The organism is Pararhizobium sp. PWRC1-1 (assembly GCF_049897905.1).
In the GTDB taxonomy this organism is placed as follows: Bacteria; Pseudomonadota; Alphaproteobacteria; order Rhizobiales; family Rhizobiaceae; genus Pararhizobium.
The window spans coordinates 196,762-219,178 of record NZ_JAFCXE010000008.1; the positions used below are offsets into that span (position 1 = coordinate 196,762).

Sequence of the window (22,417 nt, forward strand, 5' to 3'; positions counted from 1 at the left end):
CCCTTGCTGCCGCGCGTCACGGTCAGAGAGTAAAGCCATGATCTCCTTTGTCCTGCGCCGCCTTGCGAGCGCCGTGCCGACGCTATTTATCGTCGTCACGATTTCCTTCTTCCTGATGCGGTTCGCTCCTGGCGGCCCATTCAATCTCGAACGTCCGCTGCCACCGCAAACAATGGCAAATCTGATGGCGACGTATCATCTGGACCAGCCGCTCTGGAACCAGTACCTCACCTACATCGGCAATGCCGTCACCGGTGATTTCGGACCCAGCTACATCTACAAGGACAACACCGTCGCCGAACTGATCGGCAAGGGCCTGCCCTATTCGATGGAACTCGGTTTCTACGCGCTGCTTCTGGCCCTGGTCGGCGGCGTTCTTGCCGGCACGATCGCGGCGCTGCGGCAAAACAGTTTCCTTGATTTCCTGATCATGTCGGTCTCGACCGTCGGCGTCACCGTGCCGAACTTCGTCGTCGGCCCGGTCCTCACGCTCATCTTCGCCATCACGCTCGCCTGGCTTCCTGCCGGCAGTTGGGGCGATGGCTCGCTGCGCTTCCTGATCCTGCCGATGATCGCGCTTGCGCTGCCGCAGCTGGCAGTCTTTGCCCGGCTGACGCGCGGCTCGATGATCGAGGCGCTGCACACCGACCATATCCGCACGGCCCGCGCCTACGGCCTGCCGTCACGCACCGTCGTCATCACTCATGCGATGCGCGCAGCCATGCTGCCGGTGGTTTCCTATCTGGCACCGGCCGCGGCAGCCCTGCTCACCGGCTCGGCCGTCGTCGAGACGATCTTCACCATCCCCGGCGTCGGCCGCTATTTCGTGCTGGGTGCGATCAACCGCGACTATACGCTGGTGATGGGAACCGTGGTGCTGATCGCCATCTTCGTCATCGTTTTCAATCTTCTGGTCGACATTCTCTACGGCCTTCTCGATCCGAGGGTTCGCCATGACTGATATCGTCACCACGGAACTGCCGCCGGAAACAGCCAGCAGAAGCCTGTTTCAGCTAGCCACCATGCGTTTTCGCCGCAACCGCGCCGCCATGGCTGGCTGCGTGACGCTGTTGCTGATCACCCTGTTTTCCTTCCTCGGCCCCTATTTCATCAGCCATACCTATGACCAGGTGTTTCCGTCCTACGTCTCGATCCCGCCAAGCTTCGAGCCCCGGCCGGATGCGTCCAGCCTGCAGGCGGTAATGGAGGGCGTTGCCGGACGGGCGCGTGTCGATCTGAAGGAGTTTGCCGTCGAAGGCCAGACCTTCACCGCCACCGTGACCTCCGACGCGCCGATCGATCCGCGCACCACACGCTATTTCGACCGGGCCAACGAATTCGACAGCACGCAAGTGGTCGCCACCGAAGACGATGGCAAGACGCTGAAGCTCACGGGTAGCGTCTCGCGGGAATATTTCCTGTTCGGCACGGACTCCAACGGCCGAGATCTGATGGCCCGCGTCATGCTCGGCGGCCAGATCTCGATCGCCGTCGGCCTGCTCGCCAGCCTTGTTTCTCTGAGCATCGGCGTGCTCTATGGTGCGACCTCGGGCTATATCGGTGGCCGCGTCGACAATGTCATGATGCGGTTCGTCGAAATCCTCTATTCGCTGCCCTTCGTCTTCCTCGTCGTCGTGCTCGTCGTCTTCTTCGGACGCTCGTTCATCCTGATCTTCCTCGTCATCGGCGCGGTGGAATGGCTGGACATGGCCCGCATCGTGCGCGGCCAGACGCTGGCCTTGAAGCGGCGTGAATTCATCGGTGCGGCACAGGCATTGGGGTTGACGGACTGGCAGATCATCCGCCGCCACATCATCCCGAACACGATCGGCCCTGTGGTGGTCTTCGTTACTGTCGTGGTGCCGAAGGTCATCCTGCTCGAAAGCTTCCTGTCCTTCCTCGGCCTTGGCGTTCAAGCGCCGCTGACGAGTTGGGGCGCGCTGATTGCCGAAGGTGCCAACAACATCCAGTCGGCACCATGGCTTTTGATCTTCCCGGCGATCTTCTTCGTCCTCACCCTGTTCTCGCTCAATTTTGCCGGCGACGGCCTGCGCGATGCGCTCGACCCGAAGGACCGCTGACATGAATGATAAACAGGAAACAATTCTTGCGGTCCGCGACCTCAAGGTCACGTTCACGACGCCGGATGGCGACGTGCAGGCGGTCAAGGGCATCGATCTCGACATCAAGGCCGGCGAAACACTTGCCGTGGTGGGCGAGAGCGGCTCCGGCAAGAGCCAGACGATGATGGGCATCATGGGCCTGCTGGCCGGCAACGGCCAGGTCACCGGCTCGGCAAAGTATCGCGGCGAGGAACTGGTCGGCCTGCCGTTGAAGGCGCTCAACAAGGTGCGCGGCGCCAAGATCACCATGATCTTCCAGGAGCCGATGACCTCGCTCGATCCGCTCTACACGATCGGCCGGCAGATCGCCGAACCGATCGTCCACCATCGCGGCGGCACGTTCAAACAGGCGAGAGCCCGCGTGCTGGAACTGCTTGAACTGGTCGGCATTCCCGACGCCAAGCGCCGCATCGACAGCTATCCGCACGAAATGTCTGGCGGCCAGCGCCAGCGCGTCATGATCGCCATGGCGCTCGCCAACGATCCCGACATCCTGATCGCCGACGAACCGACGACAGCGCTCGACGTGACCATCCAGGCGCAGATCCTCGACCTACTCAATTCGCTGCAGGCGAAGTTCGGCATGGCGGTGGTGCTCATCACCCACGATCTCGGCATCGTCAAGCATTTTGCCAGCCGGGTTGCGGTCATGCGCCGCGGCGAGGTGGTGGAAACCGGAACGACGGCCGATATCTTCGAACGCCCGCAGGCCGATTACACTAAGATGCTGCTCGCAGCCGAGCCGCATGGCCGCAAGGCTTCACCCGGCGAGACAGCACCGGTCATTCTCGAAGGCAAGAATATCGCCGTCGATTATGCCACCGGCGGCGGTCTGTTCGGCAGTTCGGCCGGTGTCTTCCGCGCCGTCGATGGCGTCACTATCCGGCTGAGGGAAGGCCAGACCATCGGCATCGTCGGCGAATCGGGTTCAGGCAAATCGACGCTCGGGCGCGCCCTTCTGCGGCTGGTACCAAGCTCCGGCCGCTATCAGTTCGGAACGACCAATATTTCTGAATTCGGCCGCTCGGCCATGCGGCCGCTGCGCCGGCAATTACAGCTAGTCTTCCAGGATCCCTACGGTTCCCTGTCGCCGCGCCAGACGGTCGGGGAAATCATCACCGAGGGGCTCTATGTTCACGAGCCGCAGCTCAGCCGGGCTGACCGCGACAAACGGGCCATCGAGGCGCTCAAGGAAGTTCGTCTCGATCCGGCGGCCCGCAACCGCTATCCGCACGAGTTCTCCGGCGGCCAGCGCCAGCGCATCGCCATCGCCCGCGCTATCATCCTGAAGCCAAAGGTCGTCATTCTCGATGAGCCGACCTCGGCGCTCGATCGCTCGGTACAGGGACAGGTCATTGACCTTCTGCGCGATCTGCAGAAGGCGCATGGGCTCTCCTACATCTTCATCAGCCACGATCTCTCGGTGATCAAGGCGATGTCGGACTATGTGGTGGTCATGAAGAACGGCAAGATCGTCGAGGAAGGCGATACCGACGCGATCTTCGAAGCGCCGCGCGAAAACTATACCCAGACCTTGATGAGCGCTGCATTCACGGCGTGAACGTGGCCACCACATGCTGCCCCTCACCCTAGCCCTCGCCTCGCTTGCGGGGAGAGGGCTAGGGTGAGGGGCAAAGCCAACCAGGAATTGGAAACGGTCGTGTATCGAAAAAATGGGCGGCGCACCGATCCCTAAGCCATGAAACGCGGGATAATTTTCTCCACCAACCAATTTCGGTTCCGACATTTATACGATATTCTCCCACAAAGCCGGACGCGCAAGCGCCGAGCAAACAGCATAGCCGGAGCACGATCGTGACCAGCCCATCGCTTTACGAGATTCACGATCCTCGCTTTCGCTCGCTGATTGTCGGCAGCGCTATCCTTGAGGAACTGTATTCCGGCTGCCGCTGGGCCGAAGGGCCGGTCTGGTTCGATGACGCGCAGCAGTTGTTGTGGAGCGATATCCCCAACCAGCGCATGCTGCGCTGGGTGCCGGATGGCGGCGTCTCGGTCTATCGTTATCCCTCGAATTTTGCCAATGGCCACACGCGCGACCGGCAGGGGCGGCTGGTCTCCTGCGAGCACGGCACCCGCCGTGTCACCCGCACCGAGGCCGATGGTTCGATCACGGTGCTTGCCGACAGCTTTGAAGGCAAGCGGTTGAATTCGCCCAACGACGTCGTCGTGCGCTCCGATGGCAGCATCTGGTTCAGCGATCCGACCTACGGCATCCTGTCGGACTATGAGGGTTACAAGTCCGCTCCCGAGCAGGACAAGCGCAGCATCTACCGGCTCGATCCGGTGACAGGCGCACTGACGGCGGCCGCCAGCGATTTTCTCCAGCCGAACGGCCTTGCCTTCTCGCCGGGTGAAACCAAGCTCTACGTCGCCGACAGCGGCACCAATCCGGACGATACGGCACCGGCCCATATCCGGGTCTACGATGTGGAAGGCACGCGCCTGACCAATTCCGGTGTCTTCTGCCATCTCGATGAAGGCCGCCCGGACGGATTTCGCCTCGATACCAACGGCAACCTCTGGACCAGCGGCGGCCATGCGGTACATTGTTTTGCCCCGGATGGCACGCTTCTCGGCAAGATCCGCATCCCGCAGGGCGTCTCCAACCTCACCTTCGGCGGCCCGCGCCGCAACCGGCTGTTCATCACCGCGACGCAGTCGGTCTATTCGATCTATGTGACGGCGACCGGCGTTCAGCGGCCGTAACTGCTGCTATTCCTTGATCTCGCTCCGGTGCTTCAGCTGCTGCTCGCGGAAAAAGATGAACAGGCCGGAGGCGATGATCAGCGCTGCGCCGACGACCACGGTCCAGCGCGGCGTATCGCCGAAGAACATCCAGCCGAACACCACCGCCCAGAAAAGAAGCGTATATTGCAGCGGCACGACCGTTGCCGCATCCGCAAGCTTGAGCGAGCGGCTGACGAGAATATGCGCAAGCATGGCGACGATGCCCAGCAGGCATAACGCAAAGAGCGCCTGCATATCCATCGGTGCCCAGCCGGCGGTATTGGCACCGACGCCGACCAACGAAAAGATCAGCGCGCCGCTCAGCTGCCAGAAGATCAGCGTCGTATCCGGCGTCGAGCGCAAGGTCCGTCCGAGAAGCAGGGCGAAGGCAAAGGCGGCGCTGCCGACCAGCGCAATCAGCGCCGGCAGCGAAAAGCTCTTGGCGGATGGCTCCAGCGCGACAATCACCCCGGCAAAGCCGATCAAGATCGCCGTCCACCGCCGCCAGCCGACTTTCTCGCCCAGAAGGAACGGCGAGGCCGCCGCGACATAGATTGGCGCTGCCAGCCAATAGGTCATCGCGTCGGCGAGCGGCATATAGGCGACGGCATAATAGAAGGCCGACGCATCGACGGCGAACAGCAGCGAGCGCAGCGCATGCAGCCATGGCCGATCGACCTGGATCAGGCTGCGCCAGCCGCGCTTGATGAAAAACGGCGTCAGCACGACCAGCGCCGCGATGCTGCGTATCGTCATCAACTGGGGAACTGAATAGGTCGAGACCAGCCATTTCCCCATGACGTCGTTGAGCGAAAACATCAACATGCCGAGCAGCATAATCAGCACCCCTGTGCGGGCGGCATTGGGTGAGTGGGCGAGGGGGACTGTTTCGACTGTCATGGCATCGTTTCCGGCAAAGATGCGTGCCAGTCGCACATTCCAGCCGGGCGATCCAGTCGCGAATTCATCCTGCCGTGCCTTGGCCGCACCGAGATCGACCGCAACTCGAAGGGCGTCAGCCAGATCGTTACCGTCGAGGATTCCATGAGCATGGTGCACGGCTCCGGCGGCATCAACAAACCGGCTTCACCCGAACTGCGTTCCGAAGTCGCCATCATCGCCGGTATCGCTGCTGCGACCGTCGGCTCGGCCAAGGTCGATTGGGCGGCGCTCGCCGACGATTACGATCTGATCCGTGACCATATCGCCAATCTCATTCCCGGCTTCGAAGACTACAACACGCGCGTCCGCAAGCCACGCGGCTTCCACTTGCGCAATGCCGCTTCCCATCGCGAATGGGAGACGCCGGGTGGCCGCGCCACCTTCTGGACCGGCCCGCTGCCCACAGCCGTCGAGCATCAGGTTGCCCGGGGCCAGGACGGCGTCTTCGTGCTCCAGACTTTCCGCTCGCACGACCAGTACAACACCACCATCTACGGCATGGACGATCGCTATCGCGGTGTCTACGGCGAACGCAGCGTCGTCTTCATCAACCCCGCCGATCTAGCTGAACTCGGCGCAGAAGCCGGCGACAGGGTCGACGTTATCGGCCCGTATGACGACGGCGTTTCCCGCATCGCCAGCGATTTCCGGCTGGTGCCCTACGACATCCCGCGCGGCTGCGTTGCCGGCTATTATCCCGAACTCAACGTCCTTGTGCCGCTATCAAGTGCTGGCGACCAGAGCGATACGCCAACATCGAAATCGGTCCTCGTCTCCTTCCGTACCAAGGACATGGCGGCAAAAGCCGCCTGATGTCGGAACACCCATCCGAGGTGGACTTTCTCGCCCGCGTCGAGGCGATCCGCGCGCGGGACCCGGCGCTTTCGCCGTTGGCGGCAGGCATCGTTGCCGCCGTTAGCCAAGGGATCGCCTCCGATAGCCGCAGCTTCGCAAAGCTGTTCGGCATCGCCCATGCTCTTGTTCTGCGCGAGATCAACCAGATCGCCGGGCCGGATGCACCGATCGAAATCACCCGCCGGGATGCCCGCACGCAGCGAACGCATTTCAAACTTACGGTAAAAGGCGAGCCACTTTGCCGCCCACTCCCTTGACCTTGGCCAAAGGCTTGCTAAGTAATCATGGACTCCGCAGCGCAGGGCATTTCAACACGCCTGCTGAGCAAACCTGATACCGGGCCCCTCTGGCGAGAATTTACGGCGCTCTCGTGATGTCGGTATTACCCCGCAAATAAGCCGGCGGATTGTAAGCAAATGACACTCCATATCATGCGTTCTTCGCATGCCGTTCAGGGCATGTGGGATTTTTCCAACTATTCAGCTCTCGGCCTCATCGGGTCGGAGGTGCGGCCATGACCACAGCTCCCCAGACTTCGACGCTTAGCTATTTCAAATGGTCCTTCATCGTCACCGCCGTCGGTCTTGCACTCGGCGCCTGGCTCGGCTGGACGACCACGGGAACGATCGGTGGCATGGCCACGGTCTTCTTCATCTGTACGGTTCTCGCCGTGCTGGAAATCTCGCTCTCCTTCGACAACGCCATCGTCAACGCCAACAAGCTCAAGGAAATGACGCCGGTCTGGCAACAACGGTTCCTGACCTGGGGCATCCTCATCGCCGTTTTCGGCATGCGGATCGTCTTTCCGCTGCTCATCGTCGTCATCGCCGCAAAGATCGGACCGATCGAAGCGCTGGTTCTGGCTGCCGCACGTCCGGAAGAATATGCCCGCATTATGAACGAGGCGCATCTGCCGATCGCCGCGTTCGGTGGTACCTTCCTGATGATGGTCGGCCTGAAATTTTTCTTCGATCATGAGAAGGACGTGCACTGGATCCAGGTGCTGGAACGCAACATGTCCCGGTTCGCCTCGATCAAGGGCGTTGAGATCGCCTTCGTATTGGCTGTGATCCTGATCTTCTCGTCGCTGCTTGAAGGCGAAGAATCAACCACATTCGTCTATTGCGCCATCTACGGCCTCTTGACCTTCCTTGCAGTCGAAGTTGTCGGCGGCCTGCTCGATGCGTCGCAGCAGACGATGAACGCGGCGGCAAAGGGTGGTCTCGGCGCCTTCATCTATCTCGAAGTGCTGGACGCCAGCTTCTCCTTCGATGGCGTCATCGGCGCCTTCGCCTTGACGCAGAACCTCTTCGTCATTGCCATCGGCCTTGGCATCGGCGCCATGTATGTGCGCTCGATGACCATCATGCTGGTGGAAAAGGGTACGCTTGCCGAATACCGCTACCTGGAACACGGCGCCTTCTACGCAATCCTTATCCTGTCGGTGATCATGTATGTCCAGACGCTCTTCCATATCCCGGAAGTCATTACCGGCCTCGGCGGTGCGGCACTGATCGGCATCTCGCTCTGGTCGTCCATCAAGCACAACCGTCGCGAACAACTGAGCGGCGCGCACTAAATAACAAGAACACTCCGCGTAAAAACAATTGCCGTCCGCCACAAGCGGGCGGCATTTTCATGTCTGCATGCTTGCATCATTCGAACCCCGAAACTTCTCGCGCTTGACATCGCCGGCGATTCAACCGCCTCGTCGGCATTCCCGTTGAAGCAATCGTGGCCCTGAAACGCAAAAAAACCGCCAGTTGCCTGGCGGGTTTTTCAGATTTCATGCAGCGGTTGAATTAGCCGCGCTTGACGGAATGGAAGTTCGCCGGGTTGATACCGAGCGTATAGAGGTCGCGGTCCAGCGGACGGCGGTTGCCCTCTACTGCTGCGGCAGCGGCCGTGGCCGCGCCAAAGATGGCAATGGCATTACCGAAAAAGCCTCGGGCAGATTTACGGGCACTCATCTCTTTTAACTCACTTTCCTAAGTTGTTGTTGTGTCTTGTTGACGAGATGAATATGCGGTCTGCAACCTCCGTTTACAATGCACAGGAATTCATCCCAGCCATGCAAATAGCAAGGGCCCGGTTAACATCAGTCAACCGGGCCCTTGCTGTGACGACCTTGGGAGGAACCGTCAGTCTTCGTTGGCAGCAAGCTGCGAAAGCACCTGGCCACGGCCGCGTGCCCGCAGGATCAACGGTACGATCAGCGCCGCAGCAGCAATCACCAGCAGCACGGCTGCGACCGGGGAGGTGAAAAGCACCGTCACATCGCCCTGGCTGATCGCCAGCGCACGGCGGAGCTGCTGCTCGGCCAATGGTCCGAGGATCAGGCCGACGACGACAGGCGCGATCGGATAACCAAAGATGCGCATGCCGTAGCCGAGAACACCGAACGCCAGAAGCATGCCGAGTTCGAACACCGACGGATTGGCGCCGATGGTGCCGAGCGTCGCAAACAACAGGATACCGGCATAGAGCCACGGCTTCGGGATCGTCAGGAGCTTCACCCACAGGCCGACCAGCGGCAGGTTGAGAACCAGCAGCATGAAGTTGGCGATCAGCAGGGATGCAATCAGGCCCCAGACGAGCTGCGGATTGGTGGCAAACAACAGCGGACCGGGCTGCAGGCCGTATTGCTGGAATCCGGCCAGCATGATCGCAGCAGTCGCAGTGGTCGGCAGGCCAAGCGTCAGCAGGGGCACCAGTGTTCCGGCCGCCGAGGCATTGTTGGCCGCTTCCGGCCCGGCTACGCCTTCGATGGCGCCATGGCCGAATTCTTCCGGATGCTTGGACAGCCGCTTTTCAGTTGCATAAGAGAGGAACGTGCCGATTTCGGCGCCGCCGGCCGGCATCGCGCCGATCGGGAAGCCGATTGCCGTTCCACGCAGCCATGCCTTCCATGAGCGAGCCCAGTCCTGACCGGTCATCCAGACAGAACCCTTGACCGCCTCGATCTTGTCTGGCCCCTGATTGCCCTGAGCGGCGATATAAAGCGATTCACCGATGGCAAACATCGCGACGGCCAGCGTCGTCACTTCGATGCCGTCGAGAAGGTCGGGAACGCCGAAGCTCATGCGGGCCTGGCCGGTCAGCTGGTCGATGCCGATGATGGCGAGTGCAAAGCCGATGAACAGCGAGGTCAGACCGCGCAGCGTCGAATCGCCGAAGGCCGAAGACACGGTGACGAAGGCGAGAACCATCAGAGCGAAGTATTCACGCGGACCGAAAACAAGCGCCAGCTTGACGACGAACGGAGCGATGAAGGCAAGGCCAAGCGTCGCGATCAGGCCTGCGACGAACGAGCCGATGGCGGCCGTTGCCAGTGCTGGCCCACCGCGCCCCTTGCGGGCCATCTTGTTGCCCTCAAGTGCCGTGACGATCGAGGCGCTTTCGCCGGGTGTGTTGAGAAGGATTGAGGTCGTCGAACCGCCATACATGCCGCCGTAATAAATGCCGGCGAACATGATCAGCGAACCGCCCGGATCCAGCCGGTAGGTCACCGGCAGCAGCAGCGCCACGGTCAGGGCCGGGCCGATGCCCGGCAAGACGCCGACGGCAGTCCCAAGCGTCACGCCGATCAATGCGTAGAATAGATTCATCGGCTGGGCGGCGACGAGCATGCCCTGCATCAGGAAATCGAATGTGGTCATGTCAGTGCCTTACCAAAACAGGTGTTCGAGCGGACCGGCAGGCAACGAGAGCTGCAGCAACCCGGCAAAGACCAGCCAGACGCCAAGACAGAGCACAATGCCGATCGGGATCGTGAACCAGAGCTTCCGCTTTCCGAACCCAGCTGCAGTTGCGGCGAACAAAAGGCCGGTGGCGATAGAAAAGCCCAGCGGCTTCAGCGTCAGCATCTGCGCAGCGAGACCGCCGATGATCCAGATAACCGGGCCGAATTCCTGACGCTCGCGCGCCGGAAAATCTCCGCGCAGGGCCTCGAATACCGTCCAGGCAGCCAAAAGCAGAAGCACGCTGGCGATCACGAAGGGAATGGTCGCCGGGCCGATACCGGAATAGCTGGTGATCTTGGCAAGCTGCGACGTATCCCAGAAGATCAGGCCGGCCAGACCAGCCAGGAAGACGGCAATGACAAGCGCCGCCCTATCAGGGCGGCGTGTCTGCGTCGAAGGGGTGTTGCCCTTGCTCATTTAACCAGACCAATGTCCTTGAGGATGGTTTCGGTTGCCGAAACGTCCTTGGCCAACTGTTCCTTGAAGGCGTCGCCAGCAAGGTAGGTATCCGTCCAGCCCTTGGTCTTCAAGGTTTCCTGCCAGCCGGCCGACTTGGCAAGCTTTTCGACGTCAGCCGAAACAGCAGCCTTCTGCTCGTCGGTCAGGCCAGGAGCAGCAGCAACCATGCGCCAGTTCTGAACCACGACATCGAGTCCACCTTCCTTGATGGTCGGGGCGTCGATGCCGGGCAGGCGCTCTGGGCTCGACATGGCAAGCAGGCGAAGCGTGCCGGCCTTGATCTGCGATTCGAATTCGCCGTAGCCAGAAATGCCGGCCGTTACCTGGCTGCCGAGAATGGCCGCAAGGGCTTCGCCGCCGCCGGAAAACGCGATGTAGTTGATCTTGGTCGGGTCAACGCCGGCTGCCTTGGCAATCAGGCCGACTGCGATATGGTCCGTACCGCCCGCCGAACCGCCGCCCCAGGAGACTGCGCCCGGATCTTTCTTCAGCGCTTCGACGAGATCACCCATGGTCTTTAGCGGCGAATCCGCCGGAACGACGATCGCTTCGTATTCGCCGGTCAGGCGCGCGATCGGGGTGACATCATTGAGCGTCACTGGCGACTTGTTGGTGAGAATGGCGCCGACCATGACGTAGCCGCCGACGATCAGGGCATTGGCGTTGCCAGACGACTGGCTGGCGAACTGGGCGAGGCCGATCGTGCCGCCGGCGCCCGGTACGTTCTGAACCTGAACGTTGCCGGAAATGCCTTCGGCTTGCATGACCGACTGGATCGAGCGGGCCGTCTGGTCCCAGCCGCCGCCCGGATTGGCTGGGGCGATGATGGTGTAGTCAGCGGCAACAGCCGGCAGGGCAAGAGCGCCAGCGAGAATGGATGCCAGAAAAAACTGTTTCAAAGGGTAGTCCTCCGTCAGGCGCGCTCGTTCAGTTGGCGCGCACATTGTTCATCTTTGCGGACGGGGGACGGCTCACTGTCGATCAGCTGCAGCGGCCTTTGAGGCACGCCGGTACGCCGGGTCTGGTGAAACTCCTCCCATACGCCTCGATCATCCGCCTCCACGGATAATGAAGAACTGCAAGGCACCATATGAAGCTGACATTTACCTGACATCGGGCGGGGCCTTGCGCTGTTAATGTCCCTTAATTTTTGGTTTTCGTCTACTGCAGCCGTAAAACTTCGTTCCAGCGGGCAATCAGCCGCGCCCGCTTGACCTGATCGAGATAGACCATCAGTCCGGGGCTGACCGGAACCGGCTTCAATTGACCGCCGAGCATCTCGCGCATCGTGTTGGCGGTGTTGACCCCAGCCACATCTGGGCTGACGGCAGGGATCTGCAATTCGCGCGCCATGATCGTCTGCCCCTCCTTCGACATGAAGAATTCCAGATAGCGGCGGCCGAGATCCGGGGTTGCCGCCGCCTGCGGCACCAGCCCGATGCGGGACATGACAACGGTATAGTCCCGCGGCAGCACGATGCCGACATCCGGATGCCGCGATGCCCAATCGGCGGCATAGGAGCCGAGAATATTATAGCCAAGCACGAAGCGGCCGTCCGAGACGCGCTCAAGGATGGCCGAACTGGTGGAATAGAGCTTGACCCCAGCAGCCCCCATGGCCTGGATCACCGACCAGATGTCGCCGAACTGCTCCTGATCGCGCGCCATGAACAGGAAACCGACGCCGGATCGCTCGATATCGTAGGTGCCGATCTTGCCGAACACGGCGCTGCCTTGGCGCTTGAGATAATCGACGAACTCCGCTCGCGTCGATGGCGGCTTTTCCCGGGTGAAACTCGGCTTGTGATAGACGAACACCGCCGGCTCGAAGGTCAGCGCATAGGCCGTGTTGCGCCAATTGGCCCAGGCCGGCCAGCGGCCGCTCATCGGCATGTCGCTGCGCTGGGCGTAGCCGTCGTTGCTCAGCTTCACCTGCAGGTCCATCGCCGAGGAAAAGGCGAAATCCGCGGTCTTTTCGCCGGCATCGGTCTCCTTGACAATCCGGTCGTAGATCTCGCCGGTCAGCATATCCTCGTAGCGCACCGCCACATCCGGATTGGCGGTCTGGAAACCGATGATCATCGGCCGCGCCAGGGGCTCGTCGAGCGAGGAATAGACAATGACGGTCGGAGCCGCCGCATCGCCCGAACGCGCCGGAAACAGCGTCAGCTGGGCAGCGGCCGTCGTTGAAAATCCACAGAGAAGACAGAGAAGGGAAAGGAAACGCATAAAACGATATTGCCGCAGCATCGGCCCGTTCACAAGCGCCAGCACGCCCGATACAGTGGCTGCAAGGAGACAGCACATTTGAGAATACTACTGGTCGAGGACAATACGGCGCTTTCGGAAGGACTTGTCGCGATCCTGCGCGGCAGCGGCTATGCCGTGGATGTCGTCCACGACGGCGCCTCGGCCAATGCGGTCACCGCTACGGAAACCTTCGACCTCGTCATCCTCGATCTCAACCTGCCGGAAATGGATGGCCTCGACGTCTTGCGCTCGATGCGCGCACGGCAGAACAAGGCGGCGGTGCTGATCCTGACGGCGCGCGGCACGCAGGAAGAAAAGATCAAGGGGCTCGACCTCGGCGCCGACGACTACATGATCAAGCCGTTCGACATCAGCGAGTTCGAGGCCCGCGTCCGCGTTCTGCTGCGCCGGCAGGCCGGCCTGCGCTCTTCGCTTGTCAGCTATGGAAAGATCTCGCTCGATCTCAATTCGCGCACCTTTTCAGCCGATGGCATCACGGTCGATATTCCCGCAAGGGAACTCGGCCTTTTGGAAATCCTGTTCATGCGCGCAGGCAAGGTGGTCGCCAAGGAGGCGATCATCCAGTCGCTGACGGCTTTCGATGACGATCTCAGCGCCAATGCCATCGAGCAATATGTCAGCCGGTTGCGCAAGCGCCTGGCGCCGCATGGGCTGACGGTGCGTACCGCGCGCGGTATCGGCTATTATCTCGACAAGATGGCGGACGCATGATGGCACGGCGTGCCTATTCGCTGCGCCGGGGGCTTTTGGCCTGGCTGCTGATCTCGACCGTCGTCATCGGAGCACTTGCCCTGATCGACACCTATCGCGAGGCAGTGAAGACCGCGAACATCGTCTCCGACCGGGTGCTTGCCGGTTCGGCACTGGCGATTGCCGAAAGGGTCGTGGTCGCCGAAGACGGTTCGCTGGAAGTCGATATCCCCTATGTGGCATTGGAAATGCTGACCTCGGCAGCGCAGGACCGCGTCTTCTACCGGGTCGACGGGCCACCCGGCCAATTCATCACTGGCTACCAGAACCTGCCATCAGTCGCCGATCTCAATGGCCAATCGGCCGTCTATACCGATGCACAGTTTCGCGGCGAGCCGATCCGGGTCGCAGCTCTGGAGCGGTCGGCATCCACCGGCATCAATTCCGTTCCCTTCGTCGTCACCGTCGCAGAAACGACGATTGCCCGGCGGCAATTGACGCAGGCGATCCTTTTGCGGTCAGCATTCCGGTTGCTGATGATGATCGCCGGTGCTGCCATCATCGTCTGGATCGCGGTCACAATTTCGCTGAGGCCGCTTTATCGCCTCGGCGATGCCATTGCCGAGCGCAGCCCTGACGATCTGCACCCGATCGACCAATCGGTGCCGAGCGAAGTCGAGGGACTGGTTGAAACGGTCAATTCCTTCATGGTGCGGCTGCAATCTGCACTCGATGCGCTGCGTCATTTCTCCGGCAATGCCAGCCACCAGCTGCGCACGCCGCTGGCGATCATCCGCACCCAGCTGGCGCTGTCGGCCCGTGCCACAACGCTGGAGGAGGCGCAGGCCGCCGCCCGCAAGGGTGACGAGGCCGTCGCCCATGCCGAACGCATCCTGGCGCAATTGCTGTTGATGGCAAAGATCGACGCTGCCGGCTCGAAGGAGCCGCAGCCGCTCGAGATCATCGACCTGATGGCGCTGGCACAGCAGATCACCGGTGACCGGGTGCCCGGCGCCGGCGAGGCTGGCATCGATCTCGGTTTTGAGGGCGAGGGCAAGGCGCTGATCCGGGCGGAACCGCTGCTGATCGGCGAACTGCTGCGCAACCTGATTGAAAACGCCATTGCCTATGCCGGCAAGGGGGCGGAGGTCACGGTCCGGGTCGAAACGGAAAAAGACGGCGTCCGGCTCGACGTCGAAGACAACGGCCCCGGTATCCCGCCGGAGAACCGGCAGGTCGTGCGCCAGCGTTTTGCCCGCGGCGGACGCGGGCAAGCACCGGGGATGGGTTTGGGTCTTCCGATCGTCGAAGAAATCGCCGGACTGTTCGGCGGACATCTTAACCTGGGCGAAGGGCCGGAGGGCAGGGGGCTCAAAGCCTCGGTAATATTCCCGGCCGCGATAGCTGGCCCGGCCGCTACATCTGCCTAGCGGTTGCGACCTGTCATGAGAGAGGTCGTTTCACGGGTCTGAACGAGAAGGATCGCGTTCCAGATCATCTGGACAAAACCGCGATCAGACGGGCTCGACAGCTTGCGCTGCGAAAACATGGTATGCTCCATTGGTTTGTTGCGAGGGTGAGATAGCACTCCGCCATGTATTTCGCCAGAGGGTGAAAAGCAAATCTGCCCTGCGCGGCAAGCATGGCAGATACATTCGAAATTCGTCCGTGCGAAATACATAATATTACAAGTAAACCCACTCAATATATAATTGCGCCTTCGCCGATAATTGCCTGATGAATCAATGGTTTGCTTGCGAACCATTAAACAGCGCCGTCGGCAGGTTTCTTCGCGCCTTTTGAGGACTCGAAAGAACCGGTTTCGCGCGTCTCCTGTGGAATAGCGGCGTCGCTTTCGCGTCTTTCGTCGAAATGGCTTTTGGTTTTTTCCCATGCCATGCTGCGTCAAACAGATGGGAGAAAACCATGGCGGAACATTTCAGGGCACTCGTGATCGACGACCGAGATGGCAAACCGGTGGCCGGCTTTCGGGACTTGGCGCTTGCGGATCTGCCCGATCACGACGTGCTGGTCGAGGTCATGTTTTCGACGCTGAATTACAAGGATGGCCTTGCCGTTTCCGGCAAGGGCCGCATCGCCCGCCGCCTGCCGATGGTGGCCGGGGTCGATCTTTCCGGCATCGTCGTCGAATCCCGTAATCCGGACTGGAAGACCGGCGACAAGGTTGTCGTCAATGGCTGGGGCATGTCGGAAATGGAATGGGGTGGCTACACCCGGTTCCAGCGCCTGAAACCCGAATGGCTGACGCGCCTGCCGGATGCGTTCACGCTTGAAGAGAGCATGGCGATCGGCACCGCAGGTTACACGGCCGCCCTTGCGATCGAAGCGCTGGAAGCCTGGGGCAAGATCAAAGCGGATGCGCGCGAAATCCTGGTCACTGGTGCGGCCGGCGGCGTCGGCTCTGTCGCTATCACGCTGCTGGCAAAGCGCGGTTATAGGGTCACCGCATCCACCGGCCGGCCGGAAACCCACGATTATCTGTCGGCCCTCGGCGCGACTGGTTTCATCGACCGGGCCGAACTTGCCGCAAAGGGCGCAGCACTTCAGAAGGAGCGCTGGGCAGGCACCATCGACTCCGTCGGATCCACCACGCTCGCCAACGTTCTGGCGCAGACTGTCCAGAGCGGCGCGGTTGCTGCCTGTGGCCTCGCCGGCGGCGCCGATCTGCCTGCAACAGTCATGCCGCACATCCTGCGCGGGGTCGCATTGCTCGGCATCAACTCGGTGACGGCACCGCACACCGAACGCGACATGGCCTGGGCCATTCTGGCAGAAAGCCTCGACCGCCAGCACCTTGCGGCGATGACGACGGTCGAGCCGCTGTCGCGTCTGCCGCAGCTTGCAGAAGACATCGTTGCTGGAAAAATCCGTGGCCGCGTCGTTATCGACGTCACGAAATAGGCCAGCGCTCAGGGGATAAGTCCAGCGCAGCCAGGAAGCGTGTCATGACCAGCCAGCCCGTACCCGAAGCCGTCGCCGAAGCGCTCGAGCGGTATCCCGAGCCGATCAGACTACGGCTGCTGCAGATCCGTGATCTCATCCTTGTTGTGGCGGCAGAGACCCAAGGCGTCGGCCCGCTGACCGAAACGCTGAAATGGGGCGAACCGGCCTATCTGACCGAAGCTAGCAGAAGCGGCACGACCCTCCGTCTGGGCGTGTCCAAGTCGGCGCCTGATCACTGCGCTGTGTTCGTCAGCTGCCAGACCACGCTGATCCAAACTTTTCGTGCACACTTTGCCGATGACTTTGCCTTCGAGGGTCAGCGCGCGCTGCTCATTCCGGCCACAGGCCTTTTGCCCCGGGAACCGCTGGCGCTCTGCCTGGGCGCAGCGCTGACGTATCATCGGCAGAAGGCGACACGGAAAATCCAGCCGACATGATAACGCCCGCCACTTGCGTGGCAGGACGCGATCACGCCGATGTTTTCCCGTAACCCGGAATGCCGGATTCGGGCCTTACTTCATTGTGTAGACGTCGATGGTGAAGTACTTATTGTTGATCGTCTTGTAGGTGCCGTCTGCACGAATATCGGCAAGCGCCTTGTTCAGCTTTTCGCGAAGATCGTTGTCGTCCTGGCGAAGGGCGATCCCAACGCCGTCGCCGACGAATTTCCGGTCGGTGATCGGCTCGCCGATCAGTTCGCAGCATTTGCCGTCATTGTTCTTGTTGACCCAATCGAGCATCGGCAGCATGTCGCCGACTTCCATGTCGAGGCGGCCATTGGCCATGTCGAGATTGGCCTCATCCTGCGTCGGGTAAAGCTTGATCTCCGCATCGGGATAGACGGCGGCGATGTATTCCGCCTGTGTCGTGCCGGCCTGCGCCCCGATGACCTTGCCCTTCAGCGCCTCGTTGGTGAATTCGGTGATACCGGCACCCTTTGCCGCGACATGGGTCATGGCCGCCATATAATAGGGATCACTGAAGGCAACCTGCTTCCTGCGCTCGTCGGTGATGAACATCGAGGCGATGATCATGTCGTATTTCTTGGCGACCAACCCGGGAATGATGCCATCCCAATCTTGCGCAACGACCTCGCATTCGACCTGCATCTTGGCGCACAGTGCCAGGCCGATCTCGACATCGAATCCACCAATCTTTCCGGCGGTATCGATGAAATTGAAGGGAGGATAGGCGCCTTCAGTCCCGATTCTGAGCTTTTCGGCAGCACTGGCAGGCGTCACGGAAAAGGCAGCGGTACAGGCCAGAGCCAATGCGATCATGTGTGTTTTCATGCGTTCAGTTCCCCTTGTAGCGCACCGTTTGCCGGTGCTTGGTGGAAACTCTATGCCTGAAATGCCTATAAACGAAATAGATAGAGACAATAGCCGGTATAAACGCGCTTGATCACTAAATTGGAAAAACCGTGATGGAAAAGCGCTAGAACGTTGGTGGCGTGTTGATCCACAGAAGCACTGTCTCGCCGTCATGGCGGTTCGACCAGGCGTGGTGGCGGCGACTGTTGAAATAGAGGGAATCGCCGGGGCTCAAATCATGAAACTGATCGGAATCCAGCACGAATTCCACCCGGCCCGAAAGCACATAGACGAATTCCTCGCCTTCATGCTTGTAGGCCCCCTCGCTGGAGGCGCCCGGCTCCAGCACGAAACGATGGCAATCCATCTGGTTGCGGCCCTCGGCGAGCAACTGCACCGTCACACCCGGCGTCGTGCGCGGCCATGTCCGCCATTCGCCGAAGCGCACCAATGCCCGCACATCCGGCTCGTCCTCGCCGGAAAGGCTCGAAACTGTCGTCGAAAAATATTCGGCAAGATTATGCAGGACAGCGACTGAAACCCCCTGCGAGGTCCGCTCCAGCGTCGAAAGAACCGAAGCCGCGATCCCGACATCGCCGGCCACCTGCTCCAGCGTCTTGCCGGCCGTGTGACGCATACTTCTGAGCTTGCGCCCGATCTGTGATTGCGGGACGACATCGCCTGTGGACGCCGGACCAGTGTCATCGAGTTCGCTGGCCTCCGCCTCCAGCGCTTCGCGGATCGCGGCCGGATTGAGCCCGCGCTCCGCCCGAAACCACGAAATCCGCTTCAGCTGGGCGACGTCACCTTCGCTATATTGCCGGTGTCCGGTGACGGACCGGCCCGGCACGACCAACCCTTGCGTCTCCCACAAGCGTAAGGTCGATGCGGAGACGCCGGCAAGCCGTGCGGCTTCCGCGACCTTGTAGCGTATCTTCATGGCATCACTCATAAGCCGTCCCGTGACATCTTCAAGCCGCCCATGCGCACTGTTTCTGCCCTGGCGCAGCAGGCACCAGTGCGGATGCGAAAAATCGGCCCGGATAACACCTTTGCCCGGCCGGAAACCCATTCCCGGCGCTGCTTCTCAAATCACAAAATTTGATTTGCAAACCTACAGAAAAAATATAGGATTTCCACAAAATCTGCAACCGTAAATGCTCCACGCCAACATCAGGATGATACCCGTGACCAGTTTGACCGATCGCAAGAACGCAGCCATTTCCCGTGGTGTCGGCATGACCACGCAGATCTATGCGGATCGTGCCGAGAATTCCGAGATCTGGGACAAGGAAGGCAATCGTTACATCGATTTTGCCGCCGGTATCGCCGTCGTCAACACCGGCCACCGCCATCCGCGCGTCATTGAAGCTGTCAAGAAGCAGCTCGACCGTTTCACCCACACCTGCCATCAGGTCGTACCTTACGAAAACTATGTCGAGCTCGCCGAGCGATTGAATGCCATCCTTCCGGGTGACTTCGCCAAGAAGACGATTTTCGTCACCACCGGTGCGGAAGCAGTCGAGAACGCAGTGAAGATCGCCCGTGCCGCAACGGGCCGCCAGGCGGTCGTCGCCTTCGGCGGCGGCTTTCACGGCCGCACCTTCATGGGCATGGCATTGACCGGCAAGGTCGTGCCTTACAAGGTCGGCTTCGGCGCCATGCCGGCCGACGTCTTCCACGTGCCCTTCCCTGTCGAACTGCAGGGCGTATCCGCCGATCAGTCGTTGGCGGCCCTGAAGCGCCTTTTTGCAGCTGATGTCGATCCGAACCGCGTCGCTGCCATCATCATCGAGCCCGTGCAGGGCGAAGGCGGCTTCTATCCGGTGCCGACCTCCTTCATCAAGGCGATCCGCGAGATCTGCGACCAGCACGGCATCCTTCTCATCGCCGACGAAGTGCAGACCGGCTTTGCCCGTACTGGCAAGCTCTTTGCCATGGAGCACCATGGTGTTGCGGCCGACCTCGTGACGATGGCCAAGGGGCTTGGCGGCGGCTTCCCGATCGCAGCCGTGACCGGCCGCGCCGAGGTCATGGACGCTCCGGGCCCCGGTGGCCTCGGCGGCACCTATGCCGGTAACCCGATAGGCGTTGCCGCTGCCCACGCCGTTCTCGACATCATCGAAGACGAGAAGCTGTGCGAGCGGGCCGAACAGCTGGGCGGCCGCCTCAAGCAGCGCCTCGCTGCCATTGCCGAGCAGGTCCCGGAAATCGTCGATATCCGCGGCCCCGGCTTCATGAACGCGGTCGAGTTCAACGACGTGAAGACCAATCTGCCAAGCGCCGATTTCGCCAACCGCGTCCGCCTGATCGCGCTTGAAAAGGGCCTGATCCTGCTCACCTGCGGCGTGCACGGCAACGTCATCCGCTTCCTCGCGCCGATCACCATTCAGGACAATATCTTCGCCGAAGCGATGGACATTCTGGAAGCCTCAATCCTGGAAGCCCGCGCCTGATTTCAGGCATCGCTGGCGCGACATATCCTATCGGGCAGCAGCGCCACGCTGCCCGATAGACCCGGCTGCTGTTATCGGCTACCGGCATTGTTCCCGCGACGAAACATGCCGCCCTGCGTCGCTGCGCAGACTGCCAGAAAGGATCCTCCGATGATCTTTACCGAGACCTTGATCGCCCATGTCAGGGATCCGCATCTGCTCGGCCTGGTGAATGCGCCGTGGGCGCCTGCGGCCAAGACCTTCGACGTCCACAACCCATCGAACGGCGCCCTGCTCGCCACCCTGCCGGACATGGGAGTGTTGGAAACCCGCACGGTGATCGATGATGCCTATGCGGCGCAATTTCCATGGGCCGAGCGCCCCGCCGGCGATCGCAGCACCATCCTGCGCCGCTGGCACGATCTGGTCATTGCCCATATAGACGATCTCGCCGCGATCCTGACTGCCGAGATGGGCAAGCCGCTCAACGAAGCCCGCTCCGAAGTGCAGCATGCCGCCGCCTATATCGAATGGTATGCGGAGGAGGCCAAGCGCGTCTACGGCGAGACCATTCCCGCCCCCTCTACGGATCGCCGCATGATGGTGATCAAGCAGCCGGTCGGGGTTGTCGGCACCATCACCCCCTGGAATTTCCCGGCATCGATGGTCGCGCGAAAAATCGCACCGGCGCTGGCGGTAGGCTGCACCATCATCCTCAAGCCTGCCGAACAGACGCCGCTGGTGGCTTTGGCCATGCACGCACTGGCCATCCGGGCGGGCTTTCCCAAGGGTGTCTTCAACCTCGTACTAGCTTCTGAAGGCGATGCGATCGGTCGCGAACTCTGCACCAATTCGAGGGTGCGAAAAATCAGCTTCACCGGCTCCACCGAAGTCGGCCGCATCCTGATGCGGCAATGCTCCGACCAGATCAAGAAAATCAGCCTCGAACTCGGCGGCAGCGCACCGTTCATCGTCTTTGACGATGCCGATATCGACGCCGCCGTCGATGGCGCCATCCAGGCGAAATTCCGCAATGCCGGCCAGACCTGCACCTCGGCCAACCGCATTTATGTCCAGAGCCGGGTCCATGACGAATTCACTACCAAGCTGGCTGCCGAAGTCGCCAAATTGAAGGTGGGCGACGGCTTTTCCAAGGGCGTCACCATCGGTCCGCTGATCGATAGCCGGGCGATCGAGAAGGTCGAAGCCCATGTCAACGACGCGATCGGCAAGGGTGCAAAGCTTCTCTGCGGCGGCAAGCGTGTCTCCGGCGCCTTCTTCGAACCAACCGTGCTCTCCAATGTCGGCAAGGGCATGCTGGTCGCCTGCGACGAAACCTTCGGCCCCGTTGCCCCGATCATCCGTTTCGAAACGATGGAAGACGTCATCCTGCAGGCGAACGATACGATCTATGGCCTTGCTGCCTATTTCTACGCAACCGAACTGAAAAAGGTCTGGCGTGTCGCAGAAGCCTTGGAATACGGCATGATCGGCATCAATACCGGCCGCATGTCGTCCGAAGCCGCCCCCTTCGGCGGCCTCAAACAATCCGGCATCGGCCGCGAAGGCTCCCGCCACGGCGCCGAGGACTATCTGGAGATGAAATATCTCTGCATGGGGAATATCTGAGGCGGCGGCTATTCGGAATCGTTATCATCCCACGGGCGCCGTCGGGGAATATCCTCCAAATCCGGCTGGCTCCCGCCAAGCTCCGCGAGCCGTCTTCCGGCCTCGCGGTGTATGAGTGCTTGCAAAGCGTGCCGGATGACGGCTGACTTCTTCGTCAGCCCTTTATAGATCTGCGCCCTCGCAAACATTTCGTCATCCAGAACCACAGTGACACGCATTAATCCAATCTCCTTGAAGAAAGATCC

General features: G+C 61.1%; 22 protein-coding genes and 1 pseudogene. 13 read left to right on the forward strand and 10 right to left on the reverse strand.

What is annotated here, in order from left to right; all coding sequences use genetic code 11:
• The first annotated feature begins 37 nt into the window (after window positions 1-37).
• From oppB to ACP7E0_RS14850, 4 genes are all read left to right on the forward strand, one after another.
• A complete protein-coding gene (gene oppB, locus ACP7E0_RS14835) occupies window positions 38-961 on the forward strand; it encodes an oligopeptide ABC transporter permease OppB (protein ID WP_426125794.1) in 924 nt (307 codons plus the stop codon).
• Window positions 954-2,081 (forward strand): ABC transporter permease, encoded by a 1,128-nt coding sequence (locus ACP7E0_RS14840; protein ID WP_426125795.1) that lies wholly within the window; start codon window positions 954-956, stop codon window positions 2,079-2,081. Before oppB ends, ACP7E0_RS14840 begins: the two co-directional genes overlap by 8 nt.
• A gap of 1 nt (window position 2,082) precedes the next feature.
• On the forward strand, window positions 2,083-3,684 hold the full coding sequence (locus ACP7E0_RS14845) for an ABC transporter ATP-binding protein (RefSeq protein WP_426125796.1): 1,602 nt from the start codon (window positions 2,083-2,085) through the stop codon (window positions 3,682-3,684).
• A 254-nt stretch (window positions 3,685-3,938) separates the two neighbouring features.
• On the forward strand, window positions 3,939-4,850 hold the full coding sequence (locus tag ACP7E0_RS14850; RefSeq protein ID WP_426125797.1) for an SMP-30/gluconolactonase/LRE family protein: 912 nt from the start codon (window positions 3,939-3,941) through the stop codon (window positions 4,848-4,850).
• 6 nt (window positions 4,851-4,856) lie between these two features.
• Here the strand turns inward: ACP7E0_RS14850 and ACP7E0_RS14855 are convergent, their stop codons facing one another.
• Window positions 4,857-5,771, reverse strand: coding sequence for a DMT family transporter (locus ACP7E0_RS14855; RefSeq protein WP_426125798.1), 915 nt, complete (start codon window positions 5,769-5,771; stop codon window positions 4,857-4,859).
• A gap of 30 nt (window positions 5,772-5,801) precedes the next feature.
• Between ACP7E0_RS14855 and ACP7E0_RS14860 the strand changes: the two are divergent.
• From ACP7E0_RS14860 to ACP7E0_RS14870, 3 genes and pseudogenes are all read left to right on the forward strand, one after another.
• Window positions 5,802-6,626, forward strand: a pseudogene (locus ACP7E0_RS14860) (molybdopterin dinucleotide binding domain-containing protein); the annotation flags it as partial.
• On the forward strand, window positions 6,626-6,925 hold the full coding sequence (locus ACP7E0_RS14865) for a hypothetical protein (RefSeq protein ID WP_426125799.1): 300 nt from the start codon (window positions 6,626-6,628) through the stop codon (window positions 6,923-6,925). The pseudogene ACP7E0_RS14860 and the gene ACP7E0_RS14865, both read left to right, overlap by 1 nt.
• Window positions 6,926-7,182: 257 nt before the next feature.
• Complete coding sequence (locus ACP7E0_RS14870; RefSeq protein ID WP_426125800.1) at window positions 7,183-8,247, forward strand: DUF475 domain-containing protein; 1,065 nt, start codon at window positions 7,183-7,185, stop codon at window positions 8,245-8,247.
• A gap of 223 nt (window positions 8,248-8,470) precedes the next feature.
• Here ACP7E0_RS14870 and ACP7E0_RS14875 read toward each other — a convergent pair whose 3' ends face one another.
• From ACP7E0_RS14875 to ACP7E0_RS14895, 5 genes are all read right to left on the reverse strand, one after another.
• Window positions 8,471-8,638 (reverse strand): hypothetical protein, encoded by a 168-nt coding sequence (locus ACP7E0_RS14875; RefSeq protein ID WP_318414815.1) that lies wholly within the window; start codon window positions 8,636-8,638, stop codon window positions 8,471-8,473.
• Between the two features lie 171 nt (window positions 8,639-8,809).
• Entirely contained in the window at window positions 8,810-10,327 is a 1,518-nt protein-coding gene (locus ACP7E0_RS14880) for a tripartite tricarboxylate transporter permease (RefSeq protein WP_426125801.1), read from the reverse strand.
• Between the two features lie 9 nt (window positions 10,328-10,336).
• Window positions 10,337-10,828: a tripartite tricarboxylate transporter TctB family protein gene (locus ACP7E0_RS14885; protein ID WP_426125802.1), complete on the reverse strand. Its 492-nt coding sequence runs from the start codon at window positions 10,826-10,828 to the stop codon at window positions 10,337-10,339.
• On the reverse strand, window positions 10,825-11,769 hold the full coding sequence (locus tag ACP7E0_RS14890; protein WP_426125803.1) for a Bug family tripartite tricarboxylate transporter substrate binding protein: 945 nt from the start codon (window positions 11,767-11,769) through the stop codon (window positions 10,825-10,827). Before ACP7E0_RS14890 ends, ACP7E0_RS14885 begins: the two co-directional genes overlap by 4 nt.
• A 262-nt stretch (window positions 11,770-12,031) precedes the next feature.
• Window positions 12,032-13,099: an ABC transporter substrate-binding protein gene (locus ACP7E0_RS14895; RefSeq protein WP_426125865.1), complete on the reverse strand. Its 1,068-nt coding sequence runs from the start codon at window positions 13,097-13,099 to the stop codon at window positions 12,032-12,034.
• Between the two features lie 78 nt (window positions 13,100-13,177).
• On the opposite strand from ACP7E0_RS14895, the gene ACP7E0_RS14900 reads away from it, so the two are divergent.
• Both ACP7E0_RS14900 and ACP7E0_RS14905 read left to right on the forward strand, forming a co-directional pair.
• Window positions 13,178-13,852: a response regulator gene (locus ACP7E0_RS14900; protein ID WP_113313392.1), complete on the forward strand. Its 675-nt coding sequence runs from the start codon at window positions 13,178-13,180 to the stop codon at window positions 13,850-13,852.
• On the forward strand, window positions 13,849-15,261 hold the full coding sequence (locus ACP7E0_RS14905) for a sensor histidine kinase (RefSeq protein ID WP_426125804.1): 1,413 nt from the start codon (window positions 13,849-13,851) through the stop codon (window positions 15,259-15,261). Before ACP7E0_RS14900 ends, ACP7E0_RS14905 begins: the two co-directional genes overlap by 4 nt.
• Here the strand turns inward: ACP7E0_RS14905 and ACP7E0_RS14910 are convergent.
• Window positions 15,258-15,380, reverse strand: coding sequence for a hypothetical protein (locus ACP7E0_RS14910; RefSeq protein ID WP_274534236.1), 123 nt, complete (start codon window positions 15,378-15,380; stop codon window positions 15,258-15,260). The two genes, ACP7E0_RS14905 and ACP7E0_RS14910, sit on opposite strands and share 4 nt — an antisense overlap.
• Before the next feature lie 377 nt (window positions 15,381-15,757).
• On the opposite strand from ACP7E0_RS14910, the gene ACP7E0_RS14915 reads away from it, so the two are divergent.
• Window positions 15,758-16,753 (forward strand): MDR family oxidoreductase, encoded by a 996-nt coding sequence (locus ACP7E0_RS14915; protein ID WP_426125806.1) that lies wholly within the window; start codon window positions 15,758-15,760, stop codon window positions 16,751-16,753.
• 44 nt (window positions 16,754-16,797) lie between these two features.
• Window positions 16,798-17,232, forward strand: a complete 435-nt coding sequence (locus ACP7E0_RS14920; RefSeq protein ID WP_426125807.1) for a DUF1801 domain-containing protein — start codon at window positions 16,798-16,800, stop codon at window positions 17,230-17,232.
• A gap of 75 nt (window positions 17,233-17,307) precedes the next feature.
• Here ACP7E0_RS14920 and ACP7E0_RS14925 read toward each other — a convergent pair whose 3' ends face one another.
• Window positions 17,308-18,087 (reverse strand): ABC transporter substrate-binding protein, encoded by a 780-nt coding sequence (locus ACP7E0_RS14925; RefSeq protein WP_426125808.1) that lies wholly within the window; start codon window positions 18,085-18,087, stop codon window positions 17,308-17,310.
• Window positions 18,088-18,232: 145 nt separating this feature from the next.
• A complete protein-coding gene (locus tag ACP7E0_RS14930; RefSeq protein ID WP_426125809.1) occupies window positions 18,233-19,060 on the reverse strand; it encodes a MerR family transcriptional regulator in 828 nt (275 codons plus the stop codon).
• 235 nt (window positions 19,061-19,295) lie between these two features.
• Here ACP7E0_RS14930 and ACP7E0_RS14935 point away from each other — a divergent pair, with 235 nt between their 5' ends.
• Window positions 19,296-20,564: a 4-aminobutyrate--2-oxoglutarate transaminase gene (locus ACP7E0_RS14935; protein ID WP_426125811.1), complete on the forward strand. Its 1,269-nt coding sequence runs from the start codon at window positions 19,296-19,298 to the stop codon at window positions 20,562-20,564.
• Between the two features lie 150 nt (window positions 20,565-20,714).
• Window positions 20,715-22,172, forward strand: coding sequence for an NAD-dependent succinate-semialdehyde dehydrogenase (locus ACP7E0_RS14940; protein ID WP_426125813.1), 1,458 nt, complete (start codon window positions 20,715-20,717; stop codon window positions 22,170-22,172).
• A gap of 8 nt (window positions 22,173-22,180) precedes the next feature.
• Here ACP7E0_RS14940 and ACP7E0_RS14945 read toward each other — a convergent pair whose 3' ends face one another.
• Complete coding sequence (locus ACP7E0_RS14945) at window positions 22,181-22,390, reverse strand: type II toxin-antitoxin system VapB family antitoxin (protein WP_426125814.1); 210 nt, start codon at window positions 22,388-22,390, stop codon at window positions 22,181-22,183.
• Window positions 22,391-22,417 lie beyond the last annotated feature (27 nt).

Bases quoted from the DNA above. Each gene is read 5' to 3' on its own strand.
- oppB (WP_426125794.1), top strand. From the start codon at position 38: ATGATCTCCTTTGTCCTGCGCCGCCTTGCGAGCGCCGTGCCGACGCTA.
- ACP7E0_RS14840 (WP_426125795.1), top strand. From the start codon at position 954: ATGACTGATATCGTCACCACGGAACTGCCGCCGGAAACAGCCAGCAGA.
- ACP7E0_RS14845 (WP_426125796.1), top strand. From the start codon at position 2,083: ATGAATGATAAACAGGAAACAATTCTTGCGGTCCGCGACCTCAAGGTC.
- ACP7E0_RS14855 (WP_426125798.1), bottom strand. From the start codon at position 5,771: ATGACAGTCGAAACAGTCCCCCTCGCCCACTCACCCAATGCCGCCCGC.
- ACP7E0_RS14865 (WP_426125799.1), top strand. From the start codon at position 6,626: ATGTCGGAACACCCATCCGAGGTGGACTTTCTCGCCCGCGTCGAGGCG.
- ACP7E0_RS14870 (WP_426125800.1), top strand. From the start codon at position 7,183: ATGACCACAGCTCCCCAGACTTCGACGCTTAGCTATTTCAAATGGTCC.
- ACP7E0_RS14875 (WP_318414815.1), bottom strand. From the start codon at position 8,638: ATGAGTGCCCGTAAATCTGCCCGAGGCTTTTTCGGTAATGCCATTGCC.
- ACP7E0_RS14880 (WP_426125801.1), bottom strand. From the start codon at position 10,327: ATGACCACATTCGATTTCCTGATGCAGGGCATGCTCGTCGCCGCCCAG.
- ACP7E0_RS14885 (WP_426125802.1), bottom strand. From the start codon at position 10,828: ATGAGCAAGGGCAACACCCCTTCGACGCAGACACGCCGCCCTGATAGG.
- ACP7E0_RS14895 (WP_426125865.1), bottom strand. From the start codon at position 13,099: ATGCGTTTCCTTTCCCTTCTCTGTCTTCTCTGTGGATTTTCAACGACG.
- ACP7E0_RS14905 (WP_426125804.1), top strand. From the start codon at position 13,849: ATGATGGCACGGCGTGCCTATTCGCTGCGCCGGGGGCTTTTGGCCTGG.
- ACP7E0_RS14910 (WP_274534236.1), bottom strand. From the start codon at position 15,380: ATGTTTTCGCAGCGCAAGCTGTCGAGCCCGTCTGATCGCGGTTTTGTC.
- ACP7E0_RS14915 (WP_426125806.1), top strand. From the start codon at position 15,758: ATGGCGGAACATTTCAGGGCACTCGTGATCGACGACCGAGATGGCAAA.
- ACP7E0_RS14920 (WP_426125807.1), top strand. From the start codon at position 16,798: ATGACCAGCCAGCCCGTACCCGAAGCCGTCGCCGAAGCGCTCGAGCGG.
- ACP7E0_RS14925 (WP_426125808.1), bottom strand. From the start codon at position 18,087: ATGAAAACACACATGATCGCATTGGCTCTGGCCTGTACCGCTGCCTTT.
- ACP7E0_RS14930 (WP_426125809.1), bottom strand. From the start codon at position 19,060: ATGAGTGATGCCATGAAGATACGCTACAAGGTCGCGGAAGCCGCACGG.
- ACP7E0_RS14940 (WP_426125813.1), top strand. From the start codon at position 20,715: ATGATCTTTACCGAGACCTTGATCGCCCATGTCAGGGATCCGCATCTG.
- ACP7E0_RS14945 (WP_426125814.1), bottom strand. From the start codon at position 22,390: ATGCGTGTCACTGTGGTTCTGGATGACGAAATGTTTGCGAGGGCGCAG.